Source organism: Chitinophaga silvatica (genome assembly GCF_003419895.1).
Classification (GTDB): Bacteria; Bacteroidota; Bacteroidia; order Chitinophagales; family Chitinophagaceae; genus Chitinophaga; species Chitinophaga silvatica.
Map to the genome: position 1 here is coordinate 1 of NZ_QPMM01000019.1, position 18,632 is coordinate 18,632.

Consider the following 18,632-nt stretch of genomic DNA (forward strand, 5'->3'; position numbering starts at 1 on the left):
GGAAAATGGACTATCGGTACAATGAACAGCGGGGATATTCAAACTTTAACAATCACCGCCACCGTAAATCCGGAAGGCAATTATACCAATACCGCTGGCATTACCGGTAATGAACACGATCCTATTACTTCCAACAACAGCAGCAATGTAACTGTAACACGTACACCGGTTGCTGACCTGGAAGTAATCAAATCCGTTGATCTCAGTACGCCTGATGTAGGTACCAATGTTGTATTCACTGTTAAAGCAATAAATCATGGCGCCAGCAAGGCTACCGGGGTTACTGTAAATGATGTACTGCAAAGTGGATATTCCCTGGTTAATACAGGCGCTACTGCTGGTACTTACACCAATGGTATATGGACGATTGGTGAGCTGGAAAAAGATTCTGCTGCCACCCTTACCATTACTGCCAAAGTACTGGCCACTGGCGTCTACAGTAATTCCGCTACTATCAGTGGAACTGAAATCGACAGAAAGCCAAGCAACAATAACAGCAGCGTAACACCGGTGCCGGTACCTGTTGCCAACATCAGCATTGTAAAAACTATCAGTAACAGCACGCCTGATGCGGGTAGTGAAGTAACCTTTACTATCACTGCCACCAATGCAGGACCGAGTGAAGCTACCAGTGTAACGGCAACAGATATACTGCAATCGGGTTATCAACTAATTGAAGCAACCACACTTACTGGTACGTATGATGATGCTACTGGTATATGGAATATAGGTACTATGACCAATGGGCAGTTGGCCGAGCTCACCATCAGAGCGAAGGTGCTTCCAACTGGTAACTATAATAACACCGCAACTATTACTTCACCGGTTAAAGACACTGACCCGACAGATAATACATCAACTATTACCACTCCGGTAGTTAGACCTATTACTGATCTCAGTATCGTTAAAACAGTAGATAACAATACTACCGATGCAGGAACAGAAGTAACATTTACGCTAACCGCTACTAACAATGGTCCGAGTACCGCCAACGGAGTAGTGGTGAATGACCTCTTACCTTCAGGGTATTCTTTCGGTAGTGCTACACCGGCAGCAGCATACAATGCAAGCAACGGAAAATGGACTATCGGTACAATGAGCAGCGGAGATATTCAAACTTTAACAATCACCGCCACAGTAAATCCGGAAGGTAATTATACTAATACTGCTAGCATTACAGGCAATGAACACGATCCTACTACTTCCAACAACAGCAGCAATGTAACTGTAACACGTATACCGGTTGCAGACCTGGAAGTAATCAAATCAGTTGATCACAGTACGCCTGACGTAGGTACCAATGTTGTATTCACTGTTAAAGCAATAAACCATGGCGCCAGCAAGGCTACCGGGGTTACTGTAAATGATGTACTGCAAAGTGGATATTCCCTGGTTAATACAGGCGCTACTGCTGGTACTTACACCAATGGTATATGGACGATTGGTGAGCTGGAAAAAGATTCCGCTGCCACTCTTACCATTACTGCCAAAGTACTGGCCACTGGTATCTACAGTAATTCCGCTACTATCAGTGGTAATGAAATCGACAGAAAGCCAAGCAACAATAACAGCAGCGTAACACCGGTACCGGTACCTGTTGCCAACATCAGCATTGTAAAAACTATCAGTAACAGCACGCCTGATGTGGGTAGTGAAGTAACCTTTACTATCACTGCCACCAATGCAGGGCCTAGTGATGCCACTAATGTAACTGCAACGGATGTACTACAATCAGGTTATCAGTTCAAAAGCGCTGTTCCTACTTCAGGTAACTATGACATCGCCACTGGAATCTGGAACATTGGCAGACTTAATAACAACAAGCAGGAGACACTGACTATTATAGCAACAGTTTTACCAACTGGCAACTATTCTAATACAGTTGTGATTAAAGGAAATGAAAAAGACAAAACTCCGGCTGATGATGCAAGCAGTATAATACCTCCCGTACCCGTACCGGTGACTGATCTACAGATAATTAAAAGCATTAGTAACAATAAACCAGGTACAGGTGATATCGTTAGCTTCAAGGTTGTTGTAACTAATAACGGCCCAAGCAAAGCCACTAATGTGGTAGTAACGGATGTTATGCAAAATGGCTTCACCTATCAACAATCGACAGCAGATAAAGGAAACTTCATTGCCAATACCGGTATCTGGACAATCGGAACACTCAATGCAGGAGAATCTGCTACACTCCAGGTAGATGTAAGGGTAAATACCACCGGCATCTATACCAATTCTGCTACTGTAAAAGGGAATGAGAAAGATCCCGATAATAGTAACAATAATAGTACTGTTACCATACTTGCCGATCCTATTGTTGATCTGCATATTAATAAGTCTGTCTCTAATATGGCTCCTCCACATGGCTCCGACGTTACATTTACCATTGTGGCCGGGAATAACGGACCAAGCGATGGTACAGGTATAACAGTAACAGATATACTGCCGGCAGGATATTCCTATAAATCTGCTTCAGCAACAACCGGTAATTATAATCCTGCCACCGGTATTTGGATGATTGGTAGTATGACCAAAAATGCTGTTGCTACCTTAACAATAATCGCCAGTGTTAATAAAACAGGTAGTTATACCAATACTGCTGTAATTCAAGGAAATGAAACAGATAGAAATACTGCCAATAATAGTAGCTCGGTGACACCAGTTCCGGTAGCACTTCATACAAATGATGATGCGGCCAGTACAGAGGAGCCAGATCCTGTAACTATTGATGTAGTGAAAAATGACATCTATGGAAACACAGGCCATACCGTATATATTAAAGATAAACCACTCCACGGTACCTTAACAGACAATGGAGATGGAACAGTCATCTATACTCCGGAAGCTGGTTTTGGCGGCATTGACTACTTTACCTATTATATCCAGGATCAATCAGGGTTTGCATCCAATGTTTCTACAGTTACTATTAATGTAACTAAACGCCAGGTTGATCTCTCCATTAAGAAAGTGATTATTACACCTGCTTCAGAAATTGCAGTAGGTAAAAACGTCACCTTCGAACTTACAGTAAGTAACAATAGTCGTAAAGGGGCCAGTGGCGTAGTGGTTACAGATATACTAGCTAATAATGTCGGGGATATTGAAATCAAAACCGAAACAGATCATGGATTGACGCATTATGATCCGGTAACTAAAACCATGAGTTGGCAAATAGATACACTGGCTCCGGGTCAGACTGTGAAGTTGCTGCTTGTGGCTAAACTAATAAGCGGTGGACAGATAAACAATACAGCGACTGTTGAAGGTAAAAATGCAGATCCTAATCCGGAGAATAACACCTCAAGTGTTAGCACAGCTTTAAAGGGCGCCGATATCTTTATTCCAACCGCCTTTACACCAAACGGTGATGGGATCAACGACAAATTTATAATACTGGGTATAGACAAATATCCAAATTCACAGCTAATCATCTGGAACCGCTGGGGTAACGTGGTATATCGTTCCAACGATTACAGAAATCAATGGGATGGTTCCGGCCTGAATGCAGGAACATACTATTATGAATTAATCTGTCCGACCACCGATAATAAAATATCTATGAAAGGATGGGTGCAATTAGTTCGATAACCACCGACAAAGACAGAAGTTATATGCAATACAATAAACAGAAACTAATACCTATGAATAAAGTTCTGACTGTTCTGTTTTTCATCCTGTGCGGAGTAACTGCCTCCGCACAGCAAGATGCACAGTTTAGCCAGTATATGTTTAACGGGATTTATGTAAATCCCGCATATGCTGGTTATCGGGAACAATGGAATATCCATGCATTTTATCGTAATCAATGGGCTAATTTACCTGGCGCTCCCAAAACGTTTTCAGTAGCGGTTGAAGGCACAGCAAATAATGATCGGGTAGGTCTTGGCTTACAGGTAATGAGCGATAAATTGGGAGCATCCAATACCAGTTCTGCCTATTTTACCTATGCTTATCGAATTCCAATGAACGAAGATGGCTCCTCCCGCCTGGCGGTTGGTATTAGTGGAGGATTCCTCCAGCAAAGGCTTGATATTTCCTTACTCACAACTTCTTCTTCTATTCCTGATCCTGCTCTGGTAAATGGAGAAAACAACAGAACTATGCCCGATGCCAGGTTTGGTATTTTTTACAACCGGGAACGTTTCTTTACCGGGATATCTGCATCCAATCTTCTTTCACAGTCATTCCAGAAATCACAGGCTTTAAAAGAATATCTTCCTTTAAAACCACATCTCTACTTTACGATAGGAGGACTATTACCATTATCAGAACAACTATTACTGAAGCCAAGCATGCTGATCAAAGAAGACCTTGCCGGACCCACCAGCTTAGACCTCAACGCTTTTATGCTGATCAGTCAGCAGCTCTGGCTGGGAGCATCCTACCGGACCACCTTTCTTAAAAAATCCAATCTGGCATCAGATTTAAAGAAGCCTTCAGCTCTGGTATTTATGGCAGAAGTTTTTGTGAATGATAAACTCAGATTAGGGTATGCTTATGACATGACGGTAAATGGAACTGTTGCTACCAACTACCCTACTCATGAGTTATCGGTTGGCTATTTCTTCAAACGAAGGAATGCCAGGATGTTATCGCCACGCTATTTCTAATAATAGTTAACCAATAGTTTGTACATGAATCATTGTAATAAATATATACTTCGTCTGGCTACCTTGATGGTTACAATTGGGATAAGCACTCATACTTATTCCCAATATGTTTATACTGAAGCTGTAAATGCCTATAAAGTTTACAACTTTGAAAAAGCAAAGCCGCTTTTTGAGAAAGCCTATAATAAGAAACCTACAGCTAAAGCCGCACTAGGCGCTGCAAATAGTTACCGACTCACTAAAGACTATCTAAAAGCCGAAATCTGGTATGCCCGCTTATTGAAAACAGGAGAATATGCTCCGGCAGAAGAATTAAATTATGCAGCTATATTAATGAACAATGGCAAGTACGATTCAGCCATTGTTCACCTTCAACATTACCTGCAAAAAAAACCAGCTGATCAACTGGCTTTAAATATGATTTCGGGTAGCGAAGCCGCACCAAAAATGATCGCCAGTCCTGTAGCCGGTAAACTCGAAAATATGGTTGCTCTTAACTCACCCTATAGCGATTGGAGCATCACCCGTTTCCAGGAAAAATTCATCTTCGCCTCAGACAGGCCATTTAAGGATATACGTAAATCACCTTTCTTTACCAATGAAAGTGATATTCATAAGAAAATGTATACCTGGACAGGTAACAGTTATCTTCACTTATATGAAAGTAATGGCGACAGTACAGATATCAAACCTATGCAACGCTTTGGTGTCAACGGAGCATACCATAGTAGTAATGCCACTTACAGTGCAGATGGTAATGCAATGTTCCTTGCAATTACCAGGTTGAAAAAAAGGGCAGCTTCAGCTTTGGGTAAAGACTCCATACTTACCATGAACATCTCTGTAAGAGAGCTAAAAAAACATGATCAACAAAATTGGAAAGTAGCTCCTGAAATTCCATTTAATGCTACGCTGCAGTATTCTGTGGGTGATCCCTGGATCAATGCAAGTGGAGATACATTATATTTCGTTGCCAGTCAGGGCCCAGACCATCAGGGAGGTACCGATATTTATTATGCAGTAAAGAATAATGAGACCTGGGGAAATCCCATAAATCTTGGAAAAGAGATCAATACTGCTGGTAATGAGCGCACCCCAACATTTAGTAAAAGTGGCGATCTCTATTTTGCCAGTGATGGACATCCCGGCATGGGAGGACTTGATATTTTCATGGCTGTAAGAGACGCAGACACCTGGAAAGTTAAAAATTTAGGAGTGCCGGTAAACAGTACACATGATGACTTCGCTCCTTCCCTACCAGATACTTTATTATACTTTGCATCTAACCGGGAAGGCGGTAAAGGAAGCGATGATATTTACAGGTTTATTCCGGCGCCTGTGCCCCCATCGCGGCCTGTATTTGTTATCAATGGCATCATTACGGATAAAAAAACAGGGATGCCATTACCTACTGTCCAAATCTTATTCAAAAATAAAACCACTAATGTCGATACTCTAATACAAACGAATACGGATGGCACTTATAAATTCCCGGCAGATAGCGGAGCAATATATGAGTTGAAAATAACCAAAACAAGATATATCACCATTCCCCGTGATACTGTATCATTAAAAGGCTATACAACATCCGTAAATATCCGGCATGATAAAGTAATGGAACAACCTGAAATTGGTAAACCTATCAGGCTTGAAAATATTTACTTCGACTTAGGCAAATCTGATATCAGACCAGATGCTGCCAGAGAATTGGATAAGCTGGTCACTATCTTACAGGATAATCCTACATGGATAATAGAATTAGGCGCACATACCGACTCGAGAGCCAATGATGCCTATAATCTGGCGCTTTCACAACGTCGTGCAACCGCTACTGTTGCTTATTTAGTTAAAAAAGGTATTAATGCCAAACGTCTGACAGCTAAAGGTTACGGAGAAACAAGATTGATAAACAAATGCGCTAATGGAGTACAATGTTCCGAAGCAGAACATTTGCTTAACAGACGAACAGAATTCATTATTCTGAAATTCTGATAAAATAGATAAAAGATTCATACAATACGGCCTTAGTTCGATATCATAACGAATTAAGGTCGTTTTGCTTTGTATAAAACATTCTTAATATTGGTATCTGTTCTTTATTATATAAAATCCTTTTCCCTGCAACTTACTCTGCACTTTTCCCAATTGCTTTATCATCATTAATCAAAAAATAATACAACACAGGAGATGTTCAATGTAAGTTTCTTATTCGTGTATTTACCAGCAGGAAGTGAACATTTTATTGTATATGGGGTACATATATTTATAAAGCAAAAAGTGCCACACCAAGAACTGGTGCAGCACTATCACTATTGAACGGTTGGTTGGTTATTTTCCATTGATATATTCCAAAGCAAATGTCATTTCAGGGTCCTTACTCTCCCGGACATACGACAAATACTTTTCCAATGGTACTTCCTTATCTGGAATAACTCCACGGCCATTATCTGTAGATGCATTAAAAAAGTTCAACTCTGTCATTGGAATGGTAAGTATAAACTTAGTAAGAGGCAGCTGATAATTGACAAACCAGGCTGCCGTGGTTGATTGTTCTCCGCTACCTGTTTCTTTTCCAATGATGATTCCGCGTTTGTTTTTTTGAACTAATGTAGCAAAGTAAGTGGCAGCAGATACAGTACCACCGCCGGTTAATACATATACATTTCCGGAAAATGCATCTTTATCGGCCGGGAAGTTCTCCATTTGTCCTTCTTTCAAACGTGCATTACCAATATAAAATCCTGAGGCACTATCCTTATCGAATCGTTGGTAAAGAAAATTCTTATTGTTTCGGATATCATCATCCGAATATTTTCTGCCATCCATTGTGGCGTATTCGCTGTATGCCAGGTCTATAGTTTTAGTCCTGTAGTTATATACATTCTTGAAAGATTCTTTTGCTAAAAAAGAAAAGAGCAGTGCTGAAATGGCAGGATTTCCACCACCGTTGCTACGAATATCAATAACTACATTTTTGCATCCACGCTTTTTTACTTCTTTAAAAAAGCTGCTGAACTCTTTATAGGCATACGACTCCTGAAGATTGAACGAATTAACAGTGAGTATACCGGTGCTATTTTGATCTTCATAACTGCTATAGATCCAATAAGATCTGGCTAATTGATTTACAGGTAAAACGGCTTGTTTGGTAGAATGGAAGGCAGGAGAGGGTAAAAGAGAAGGTAAGCGCAGTTTTTTCACTGCTTTACTTCCCGGTTCTGTATAAGATATTTCATATTCCCGGCAATCTGGGGATTTCATACTTAAAATAGTCTGGAAATTGCCTGATACTCTGTCTGTACCAGTATTACTATATCCATCGCTGTATGTAGAAGCAGCCAGAGAAGCAATTAATTCTTTGGCTGTTTGTTTATTGACAGACAAAATTTCTGAGCCAAAAGGGATTGCTTCTCCTTTTATATTAACAATGATTTTTTCTCTCTCAATAAGTACTGGTAAAGGAAAAAAGTACATGCTTCCCAATACATTCTTTGCAACGTCCTCAGAAAAACGGCAACTTGTATGTACATCTCTGATCAGATAGATTGGAGAAAATTGCACGCCGCTCAAAGGCGATTGTTGTGCCAAAGCCAGTTGCATCAGTGAATCTACTCTCTTATCTAAAGTTGCAGAATCAATGAATTTATAAGGATTTGGATGTTGCTTTTTTAAGATATCCATCGCCAGTTTGTAATCTTTTACAAGGTCTTCTTTTGTAAAATCACTGAACTTGTTTACCTGGGCAGATGAAAAAAGTGTTGCTCCAATCAGTAACGTACTGAGAAGAACAGGTTTAAATATTTGTTGCATTATTAAATGAAAATTTTTTAGATTGAAAATCGATATACCGGATTACTGCAGGAGTTCCAATATTCCCTCATTCCGGATGATCATCATCCCCTGGCGATCTTCCGTAATCCCTTGCTGTAACTTATAAGTATAGCGCGGTCGATGTCCTTCCATCACAGTAGGCATAAAAGTAAACTGGATATTTTCGTTTCCTGCCAACGCCTCTCCTACTTCAATAATATGGGTGGAGATAACAAAGACACAGTCGATATATTCCGCGAATGCCTCAGAAACAGCAAGGGTACCGTCATAGGCATCCTTAACATTAGTTCCTTTAAACAACTCGTCGAACATCAGTAACAATCTTTTGCCGGATGCAGCAGCTTCTGCGGCCTGTTTAACTCTCACTACCTCTGCATAAAAGTGACTGTATCCCAAACCAATGTTATCTGCAACGTTTATGGAGGTATACATTCCTTCCCTTACTGAAAAGTCCATTTGCGAAGCAGCAACAGGAAAGCCCATATGTGCCAGGTAAAGCCCTATCCCAATGGATTTCATCAATGTCGACTTTCCAGCCATATTAGCACCAGTCAGAAATATTACATTCTGCGCTTCTGTCAATTGGATTGTATTTCCAACAGCAGCACTTAAGCAAGGATGCCTGAGATCTTCTGCTATAAACATATTCCGCTCGGCAGGCCATGCGCTTGCATACGTAAATCCATGTGCTTCGGCTACATTGGCAACTGCAATATTTACATCCAATTCATAAATAAATTGCATGATCTCCTTCATCTCCTTGAAGAGAGTATTCTTTAGCAGATAATCGAAATGCGCAATGGTATTGAGCGGTAGATCTTTATAGATATCTATATTCAACAGATTTTCGATATGCTTATTCGCTAAAATATGCCTAACTGTTTTGATTCGACCATCCAATACACCATGCGATGAGGGCATAGATTGCAGGAAAAGGGTGCATCGTTTCAGCGTCACAATAGTTGCCTGAAACCCAAGTACTACCTTTTTAAACCGATCGTCACGTGTGAGGGTGGATAACACCTTTTTGACAAGCATATCTGCCCATACGGTTAGCATATTGCTTGAAGACCCTGAGTCGAGGTATTCTCTCATCAGATTGATCTGAACTACATCAAAAGAAAACTCAAGCCTGGCATTCTGAAAGTAACGAAACACTGCTGTTCGTCTGTTAATTTCATTTTCTTTCAGTAACGGATGATGAAACATTTCATCCAGAATTTTTTCGCCACCTCTTGTTTTCACCTTATTAAACAGATGGTAAACCGTTCCATGCCTGAATTTCCCAAGCAGGTTCAATTCTTCCAATGTTTGTTTGTCTATAATAAAACTCATGCCTGCGAATGTTTGATGTTTAAAGAAGCTGCCTTTTGTCTGCGTCTGCCCCCTTTCTGCAAGGTTTCCAATATTCCTTCATTTCGGATAATGATCATACCATGCCTGTCTTCCGTAATTCCTTTTTCAAGTTTATAAGTATATTCAGGCATTTTCCCTTTCATAATAGTGGGTAAATATTGAAAAGTTATCTCCGGTTTTTGCATTAGCTGTTCTCCGGCTTCTACAATGTGTGAGGAGATTACAAAAAGGCTATTACGTTTTCTGGAAAAAGAGGCGGTAACAGCTACAGTTGCTTCATGGGCATCTTTTACATTAGTACCCCTAAACAGCTCATCAAAAATGATAAATAAAGCTTTACCCTTGTGGAGTTCTTCAGCTACTTTCTTCACACGCAATACTTCAGCATAAAAGTGGCTGGCTCCAATTCCCAGATTGTCTGGTAGGTTTATGGTAGTATAAATACCATCCATAACCGGAAACTTCATAGAACGGGCAGCAACCGGAAAACCCATATGTGCAATGTAAACAACTGTGCTTAGGGCTCGTAGGAAAGTAGACTTCCCAGCCATATTAGCACCGGTAAGAAACAGAAGAGGATGAGTATCATTCATTGTTATATCATTGCTGACAGGATTTTTTAATTCAGGATGATACAAGCCTTCTATTTTTAATTCATAAGATCCTTTTGCTGATGCTTTGGGGAATATAAATTTCCTTTTATTGGCAACTATCGACACAGAAATATAAACATCCAGGTAATAGATAGCCTGCAACAATTTGTTGACCTTAGCGTGTTCCTTTACTCTGAAAAGCGTGTCGAAAGCTGTGATGGAAGCAAAAGATAATTTCTGCCGGCTATTGTCTTTAAGTACTGGTTCAAAAGCCGGATCGGCGAGTAAGGACAATACTTGTTTTCGTTCTTCCGTAAAGGGTTTCAGCGCAGCAATATCTTTCGACTGATAGAATTCATAGCTTATTTTAATAAGTTCTATTACACCAGTTACCCCATTCTGTATTTCTTTCTCACCGAATGCCGGAGCATTCGGTGAGTGTTTGTCAGATTCATTGGCATTTCTCAAATACTTTTCAGCCATATCAAAAGAGGATGCGCTGTAAGGAAAGGCGATCTTCACTTGTGAAAAGGCTTCAATAACAGCACTTCGCTGATTAATCAAATCTCTTTCTCCTAAAGGATTACGGAACATTTCCTGCAACAGGGCTTCTCCACCGCGGGTATTAGTTTCATTATAAAGATCATAAATACCAGGAGTTTCCTTTCTGCTGAAAATCCCTAAATCCTCTATAGTTTGTTCGTCTGTCTGCAGTTTCATATTACTTTCTTTTTCTGCGGATAAGAATGATGGTTCCGATTAAAAGCACTGTTGCCGGGAAAATCCAAACGAAGAATGTCTTTTGAATCTCAGCTGTTGTAGAGCCAATAAGCATTAAGGTATCTTCAGGAGGATCTTTAGGGCCATAAATCGGGAATTGATTATGATCCAGCCAGCTGAACAAACCTCTGACAAAGAAGCCACCACTTCCTCTACCGAGTGTTTTGTTGCTCATAAAGTCTGCATCTCCGAGAGCCAGGATACGCTGTTCTGTATTACCTTTCTGACGGGTCAGAGATAGCCCAATAGCATAATAATTGTCTTTTCTATCTCCTTCTGCAGGGTTTAAGACAGGAGGAACGGAATCTCTAACCAGTACTCCTTTTTTCAACCATACAGTAGTATCTGTAGTTACTATAGGTTTTATATCGAAAATTGCGCTGTCTGTACGGGCAAAAGGTATAGCCGTTTCCATGCGCATCCAGATACTTCCATCTCCGCCGCCTCGTTGTCTTGCTGAATAGTAAACCTGCTCATCTGCCAGGTTTAAAGCAGTTTTAGTAAGGAAAGGTTGAAGTATATCCGGAGGATTATCTCTGCTAATCTGAATTAAGGTACCTTCAACCAGTTCAATTCCCAATGGTTGTAAAACAGGATTCAGGATAGCTGCCTTTTTAGGCTCTCCCAGTGCCATAAAACTTTTACCACGATCTATATATTCCTGGATTTTTCTTTTCACGGTATCATTTAATGCAGTTTTGGGATCTGCCAATACCAGTGCTGCGATATTCAGTGAATCGTAAGGAATATCACGAGTAGCTAATGATATAGTATCTATATCAAATCCATTATTTATTAAAGATGTTCTGTCAGACTTATCGGTTGTTCCAATGGAAACTCCTCTTTCTCCACGTATATCAATACCTCTTTCCAGATTACCAGTAGTAAAGAGCACTGTTGGCATTTTATCTATCAGGAGTCTCGATACTGCGGCAGCAACGTGTTCTTCCTCAGGCCAAACACCTCCATAATTGTAGGTACGTAAAAAAGTAGTTTTTCCTTTATACTTTAATTGCATCACTAGTCGGTAGTCTTCCGGTGCCAGGTCTATGATTTTTCTCATTTCCTCTGGCTTTTTGAACATATCGACATTAACTCCTATGTTCTTTGCCTGTTCTTTGGCAAAAAATTCGACATCTTTACCTGGAAATGTTTTATACCAATGAGCCTTGGGCGAAGCATCATAATAATATTCATATTTAAATTCAATATTATTATTAAAGCGCAGATACTTTTCCCAGAGTTCAGACAGATAACGGTTACGGTACTCCGGTAAACCATTGTAATACATATCCCCAATAAGATTAGTATATAGCGTTACTTCAAGCGGAGCATCAAGAGACTGGATAATTTTTTGTACCCGTGGATGGATTGTATTTACTTTTTGGTTTGTAGTATCCCAGTAACCAACCAATGCCTGGCGAGAGGTAATATATCCTATCATCAATGCTACGGCAAGAACTCCTAAATATCTTGCAGTTTTCACATACCAGGGCTTGGTTTCTCTAACAGAGCGTAATTTAAGCATGGTAAACATCAGGAACAACGATATCACTATCACAAAGTAGAAGATGTCTTTTGTAGTTAACAATCCATATAACATCTTTCCTGTGCGTCCGGACATCGATAGAAAATAGGTAAGATCACGTACAAAATCAATGTTTTGCCATAGACCACCGATTTTACTCAAAATTAAAACGATAACAAACGTGGATATTGCCGATACAATCTGGTAAGTTGTAAGACTCGACATCAATAAGCCAACAGCTGCATAGGCATTGGTCAACAAATAAAATGCAACACAAGCGGAAAAAAGAATTCCGTAATCGATTGATTTAATGTTGAAGCAGGAAGTAATTAATAATATGCCAACTATAGCTACCAGGAACAAGTTAAAGATCATGATGGCGAGATATTTCCCCAAAACAATCTGCCTGATTTTAATAGGTGATGAGTATAAAAGTTTGATACTGCCACTGCTAACCTCACGACTTAAAATACCCATGGTAAGCAAAGGGATAAACAGGTATAGATTTTCAAGAATGTTAGAGAACACTCCGCCTCCCCATAAGAAAACATCTTTGGTCAGAGACAAATCAAACTCTTTAAATGTTGGACTTTTTTGCATCATTTCCTGCTGCTTGGTCCATCTGAGAATTGATCCTGAGAAATAATAGCCACATTGTATAGAAAATACTACCGTCAGGAACCAGGCCACTGGCGAATAAAAAAGGTTTCGTAGTTCTGCTTTCGTTATCCGAAAAATTGTCTTCATGTCTTAAATGTTATAAGGCTGATTGAGTAGATATTTGTTTAAAAATGTCGTCCAGTAAATTCTTATCCAGGTTGGCTTCCCGGATTCTCCACCCGTTTCTGACACCTGTTTCAATAATCCGCTCACTTACCTCCTGGCTTCCATCAAAATTGACTCTGGCTTGCTTTTCAGAGATATATTCCACACTTGTAACCCCGGCAACTGATAGTAATTCGGCCACTGAGGGAGGGTTTTCCATACGAAGTAAGAGAGAGCCAGGCTGGATATAATTATTGAATGCATCCATTGTATCTGAGAATACAATTCTTCCCTGCTCAATCATAATAATCTCCTTACAAAGCAGATGAATTTCAGAAAGGATATGGGAAGACAATAGCACTGTATGCTCTTTTCCTATTTCCTTGATTAGTTTTCTGGCTTCAATAATCTGGTTGGGATCCAATCCGTTTGTTGGTTCATCCATTACCACCAACTTTGGTTTGTGAATGATAGCTTGTGCGATACCTACACGTTGCCTGTAGCCTCCCGACAGATTTCCTATTAGCCTCGATTGAAAGTGAGCAATACCAGTACGTTCCATGGCTTCTGATACAGCTTCCCCGATCCGGTGAGATTCAATTTGTCTCAATCCGGCAGCATAGGTCAGGTACTCCATTACTGTAAAATCGTTATACAACGGAGGTGTTTGAGGGAGAAAACCAATATTTGATTTTGCGGCTTCCGAATCTTTACGTGTATCTTTTCCATGAATCCAAACCTGTCCTTCGGTTTGATTCAGTACACCGCAAATGATACTCATGGTGGTAGACTTTCCCGCACCGTTTGACCCCAGCAAACCGATAACACCCGTATGGTTGATTTCGAGATTAATATCCCGTATAGCCCAACTCGTGCTATACCTGTGTGAGAGGTTTTCAATTTTTAAAATACTGCTCATAGTTTATTGCTGAATTAAAAGAATTAACGATCCTATAGCTGACTATTGCTTTTTGTAAGAGCAAACGATTCCCCGCAGGCACTGCTGCCTGAAACCTGCGGGGATAAAAATGATAATTGAACAGATACCTGTTAAACCCTGCTAGTGGATAGGGATAAAATCTGTATCAATGATTTTTGGAAAACCTGTTTCCACTGTTTCTGCAATTGGAGCCTGATGTCCCAACGGTATTCTGTACAAGCGGATTGTTCCGCTGGTATTAGGATTCGCCGGATCGTAGGTACAAACTACCAATCGCTTAAACAATTCGGTATATACCTCTTTACGTCCAGGTACTTTGCTGGAACCCGGATTGAATTTTTCAAATTTTACAAGGCTGATAGCTTCATTTCCAAAATCTATTAATGAAAATGCCTGATCGGCTCCTGGGTCATAAGCATATACTGCATTACCTTTGACATAAATAACATAACCAGTATTATAATCTATCTCTATAAACGGAGAGTTGAGTATTTCCGAGGCTTTTGTAAAAGATAGCTGTTTCACATCTTTTACGAGCCCATTGGACAGAAACTGTATAAAGTATGTTTCCTTAGTTGAAGGATTATGCATTAACGTATATAAAACATCCGTTACAGTTCCTGTAGCCATTGTATTCCGGATTGCCTTAGGTTGAAATCCTTTCAGAGAAAATGGTAATAGCAACGGTAAATACTTTGTCTGGGAGGTATACATATTGTAGGCATCATCCCAAACAAAGCTGCAACTATCGGTATCATATATAATCCGGTAATAGCAACCAGCATAATTAGGTACTTCAGGGCCCACCTGTACATTTATACCGGAAACAGGAAATACCTTACTTACTCCACCTGTTGAAATGGAGTTCATTGGCTGTTTGCTTGGCAGATTTAGGCTTTTCAGATAATACAGATCAATCTGAAACATATCTGTTCCTTTCCTGGCCATGAAATAGTTATAACCAGTTTTTTCAATTATCACCGGGGATGCTGCGCTTGGAGTCATTGAATTGGTAACAGCCTGGGAAACATTTGTCTCCACAGTCAGATCCAAACTGGAAAATATTTTGATTTCCTGGTCTGTAGAAACACCTACCCATTGATGTAAGCTCTGATTATATTTCTTATCACTTCCAATAGCGCTGATAGATAACGGTTTACCGTTTATTGGAATATTTTTTCCAAGAACAGTATTCACATCTGTTATCTTTTTGTAGCCATTTGATGTGTATGTCAACATTCCTATTTGCGCCTTACCAGATTTTTCTCCTAAAATCATCCAACCTTCCCGGGTTGGTGTGGTAATAAATACATCAGCAGTTACCTTTTGCAAAAGATCGGTACTTCTCTCAGTAACTGTAAGCTGCACTGTATTTTTAGTAGGATCAATACCATTAAAATCAGTAACTGTCAGATAAGGTTTTCTACTAAGTACCTGGGTGCCTGAAAGTGTTGTCCAGACAAAGGAATATTGAGAAGTATCTGTTTCTGTGGCATTTTGTTCCGGTAGTTTGATTAGTGCCTTAAGTGTATCTTTATCTACCCCTCCTCTGATGATTGTTGTTTCTTTCGTTGGCAACACAACAGAGAAGTGAGTGGGGGCAGTTTCATTGAAATCTTTAAGGCCCTTTTGACAGGCACTGGTGGCCAGGACACACAAATAACATAGTGCTATTTTTGCAAGCCTGCTATTTCTGAATATCCCTGAATGCCTGGATATAAAAATCGGGGGCATATGGCTCATACTAGTTATTTTTAGTTTCTTCTGTTAATAATATGGATTCTAAGGGAAAGAGATTTCAGCACCTGAAGGGTCCAGGATCGGGTGTCCGGCAGCCCTTTTCTCTGCAATGAGTACCTTTGTCAGTGCAATTATTTTGTTGGATATTCCCCAATAAGCATTTGTGACATCCGGATACCCGTAGGGTACACCAAGAGCGGCATTTCCTATATCCATAAAATAATACAATTCATTGAGGTTAAAAGGGTCGAAGCTTAGATCTCTTTGATTTACATTGTGTAATGCCTGGTTGACGAGCTTCACATTTGGATCTGCTGCCCATGCAGATTTATCTGATCTGCTAACCGCCTCCTGAATGGCAAGCATTTTAGGAACTGAGTAAGTTCCAAACCTGCTTTGCAGCCATAAATAGGCAACAGGCGTAACAAGTGTATTACCGAATCTATAAGTAACCTTACTCCAAACATGCTGTTCTGGTTTAAACGGATCATTGTCTTTTAGTATAATGGTTGCCGTTTTAGTAGTTGTATCTGATATCGGAGGTCTTTTGATCTGCACCGTCAGTTTACGCTCGCGTCCATTCGCCGGAATATAGATTGAATCCGGATTAGGCAAAATGATAAACTCTTTACCATCTCCTTCTACCTCCACTTTAACAAGCCTGTTTTTATCGGACATATGTCCATCCGCTTCAATAAAAAGCGGGAACATTCTCCATCCACCATAGAAAGTATTGGTTTTAAGTGTATCTACCTGATAGAAATATAGAAGGAAGGAAAATTCCTGACTATTAACATATCCCTGAGCTATATTGGTGGTATTCAATCCATCTGTGGTTTGTTGGTTGTTTATAAAATAAACAAAATCATTACCCACAAATTTGATTGGTTCCACCTTTTTACAGGCATTTAAAACCACGCCTGTAAATGTTAGCAAAAGGAGACTTTTATATAATTGATTTATTTTTCCAGACATATCTGATAATTAAAAGTTGATTAACTAGAACGTCACGCCTGTCAACGGTAATAGGTTTCATTTTGCGGAGTTGGCAGTACAAATTGGTTTGCGCTCAGATATCTGGGGCTACCATCCGTGAATGAAGGAATAGGCGAAAGATTTAGGCGTTTAATCATGAAAAACGTTTGTCCTTCCCCGATAAATTCCCGTTGATACTCATCTTCAATTTTGGTCAGTAATTCGCCATAGCTGCTATTGGCTTGAAATGCGATTGGTGTCAGCCCCTTATTAATACGCAGGGTATTCAGATAATCATATCCCTTTGCCAAATCGGGTGTTGTTTCCGCAGCAATCAGATATAATTCTGCTTTACGTATCATTGGTTGGTAATACATTCGGGTATTATCCAATATCGTGGCATTGTTGAATTTGATAAAAACCTTGTATGATTTATTACCATCAGACCCAACGTTAAACCAGTATTTCAATCTCAGATCAGATGCAGAGGTATACATTCCATTTAAGCGACCCGGTTTGGGTGCATAGATAATATCATCACTCAACATAGGACTGAAAAGCTGCCGGTAGTTGTTATACAGGTTTCTGTTCTCGATTCCGAAGAAAGTCTCTTTACTTAGCAAAGGATCTTTTGAATAATCTGCTTCGGTCGACCAGGGGAAGAAAGGTTCCTGTTCTGCGATCACTGACTGAATAGCTGTCCATGCATCTGATTTTTTACCAGCATAGAGTAATACGCGTGCCAGCAATGTTTTTACTGCGAAATAATTCATGCGGCGTTGGCGGTTCGAGAAATAGTTAATAGATGCTCCGCCTTCCGTAGTATTAGACCAATCGGGTCCTTTTGTACGAACCGGATCATTTTTAAGCAGTACCAAAGACGAATCCAAATCATGAATAAGTTCATTGATAACTGTTGCAGCAGGCAGAATAGGTTGTGCCACCCGTTCTACCTGACGGTAGTATGGAATGGAAATATTCTGTGGGTTCTTTAAGTAAACTGGTCCAAATACCCGTAACATATCAAAGTGCAGAAAAGCACGGATAGCATAGGCTTCACCCAACATAATATTCTTATCCTCACCTGTTACCACATTGAAAGAGGGGTCTTCCAGTTTGGTGCAAAAATTATTAATTCCTAGTATCTGATGGTAAGACTGGGTCCACATTGTATTCAACAACGAGGCAGTAGACGGATCAAGGAAATAATAATAGGAAAAATTACCAATTGTTCCTTTCGCTGGAGCATAATATTGCGCCAGTTGTTCTGTCACATTTAGTGTTAGCATATTTCCATACAAAACGGAATCAGCTAATGTTTGATATATACCGTTTAATGCAGACTGGGTACCTTTTACAGTAGAAAATGCTTCATCTTCAAACATATAATCCCTGGGCTGCACCTGAAGAAATTTCTTACAGGAAGTACCTAAAACAGTCATGAAGCCAGCAATGATACAAATGGAGGCAGCAGACTTACAAAAGTTTATCTTTCTCATATCATTGAG

General features: G+C 39.9%; 11 protein-coding genes. 3 read left to right on the forward strand and 8 right to left on the reverse strand.

Annotation, left to right across the window (positions count from 1 at the left end; all coding sequences use genetic code 11):
• The 3 genes from DVR12_RS26490 to DVR12_RS26500 all read left to right on the forward strand — a co-directional run.
• Positions 1 to 3,594: T9SS type B sorting domain-containing protein (locus DVR12_RS26490; protein WP_116978837.1), on the forward strand; the 3,594-nt coding region annotated here is incomplete at its 5' end.
• A gap of 53 nt (positions 3,595 to 3,647) precedes the next feature.
• On the forward strand, positions 3,648 to 4,616 hold the full coding sequence (locus DVR12_RS26495; protein WP_116978911.1) for a PorP/SprF family type IX secretion system membrane protein: 969 nt from the start codon (positions 3,648 to 3,650) through the stop codon (positions 4,614 to 4,616).
• Between the two features lie 24 nt (positions 4,617 to 4,640).
• A complete protein-coding gene (locus DVR12_RS26500) occupies positions 4,641 to 6,608 on the forward strand; it encodes an OmpA family protein (RefSeq protein WP_116978838.1) in 1,968 nt (655 codons plus the stop codon).
• 336 nt (positions 6,609 to 6,944) lie between these two features.
• On the opposite strand, the gene DVR12_RS26505 is transcribed toward DVR12_RS26500, so the two are convergent.
• From DVR12_RS26505 to DVR12_RS26540, 8 genes are all read right to left on the reverse strand, one after another.
• A complete protein-coding gene (locus DVR12_RS26505) occupies positions 6,945 to 8,426 on the reverse strand; it encodes a S41 family peptidase (RefSeq protein WP_116978839.1) in 1,482 nt (493 codons plus the stop codon).
• Between the two features lie 42 nt (positions 8,427 to 8,468).
• On the reverse strand, positions 8,469 to 9,782 hold the full coding sequence (locus tag DVR12_RS26510) for a MutS-related protein (protein WP_116978840.1): 1,314 nt from the start codon (positions 9,780 to 9,782) through the stop codon (positions 8,469 to 8,471).
• The gene (locus DVR12_RS26515; RefSeq protein WP_116978841.1) at positions 9,779 to 11,116 is read right to left on the reverse strand and encodes a MutS-related protein; all 1,338 of its coding nucleotides are present in this window, start codon (positions 11,114 to 11,116) and stop codon (positions 9,779 to 9,781) included. Before DVR12_RS26515 ends, DVR12_RS26510 begins: the two co-directional genes overlap by 4 nt.
• A gap of 1 nt (position 11,117) precedes the next feature.
• Positions 11,118 to 13,451 carry a Gldg family protein gene (locus DVR12_RS26520; protein WP_116978842.1) on the reverse strand — a complete coding sequence of 778 codons (2,334 nt, stop codon included), beginning with the start codon at positions 13,449 to 13,451 and terminating at the stop codon, positions 11,118 to 11,120.
• Between the two features lie 10 nt (positions 13,452 to 13,461).
• On the reverse strand, positions 13,462 to 14,388 hold the full coding sequence (locus DVR12_RS26525; protein WP_116978843.1) for an ABC transporter ATP-binding protein: 927 nt from the start codon (positions 14,386 to 14,388) through the stop codon (positions 13,462 to 13,464).
• Positions 14,389 to 14,529: 141 nt separating this feature from the next.
• Positions 14,530 to 16,152: a PKD-like family lipoprotein gene (locus DVR12_RS26530; RefSeq protein WP_116978844.1), complete on the reverse strand. Its 1,623-nt coding sequence runs from the start codon at positions 16,150 to 16,152 to the stop codon at positions 14,530 to 14,532.
• Positions 16,153 to 16,191: 39 nt separating this feature from the next.
• A complete protein-coding gene (locus DVR12_RS26535) occupies positions 16,192 to 17,124 on the reverse strand; it encodes a hypothetical protein (protein WP_116978845.1) in 933 nt (310 codons plus the stop codon).
• 41 nt (positions 17,125 to 17,165) lie between these two features.
• A complete protein-coding gene (locus tag DVR12_RS26540; protein WP_116978846.1) occupies positions 17,166 to 18,623 on the reverse strand; it encodes a RagB/SusD family nutrient uptake outer membrane protein in 1,458 nt (485 codons plus the stop codon).
• Positions 18,624 to 18,632 lie beyond the last annotated feature (9 nt).

Excerpts from the sequence above, each read along its gene's own strand:
- DVR12_RS26535 (WP_116978845.1), bottom strand. The coding sequence starts at position 17,124 with ATGTCTGGAAAAATAAATCAATTATATAAAAGTCTCCTTTTGCTAACA.
- DVR12_RS26505 (WP_116978839.1), bottom strand. The coding sequence starts at position 8,426 with ATGCAACAAATATTTAAACCTGTTCTTCTCAGTACGTTACTGATTGGA.
- DVR12_RS26525 (WP_116978843.1), bottom strand. The coding sequence starts at position 14,388 with ATGAGCAGTATTTTAAAAATTGAAAACCTCTCACACAGGTATAGCACG.
- DVR12_RS26540 (WP_116978846.1), bottom strand. The coding sequence starts at position 18,623 with ATGAGAAAGATAAACTTTTGTAAGTCTGCTGCCTCCATTTGTATCATT.
- DVR12_RS26530 (WP_116978844.1), bottom strand. The coding sequence starts at position 16,152 with ATGAGCCATATGCCCCCGATTTTTATATCCAGGCATTCAGGGATATTC.
- DVR12_RS26520 (WP_116978842.1), bottom strand. The coding sequence starts at position 13,451 with ATGAAGACAATTTTTCGGATAACGAAAGCAGAACTACGAAACCTTTTT.
- DVR12_RS26500 (WP_116978838.1), top strand. The coding sequence starts at position 4,641 with ATGAATCATTGTAATAAATATATACTTCGTCTGGCTACCTTGATGGTT.
- DVR12_RS26510 (WP_116978840.1), bottom strand. The coding sequence starts at position 9,782 with ATGAGTTTTATTATAGACAAACAAACATTGGAAGAATTGAACCTGCTT.
- DVR12_RS26495 (WP_116978911.1), top strand. The coding sequence starts at position 3,648 with ATGAATAAAGTTCTGACTGTTCTGTTTTTCATCCTGTGCGGAGTAACT.
- DVR12_RS26515 (WP_116978841.1), bottom strand. The coding sequence starts at position 11,116 with ATGAAACTGCAGACAGACGAACAAACTATAGAGGATTTAGGGATTTTC.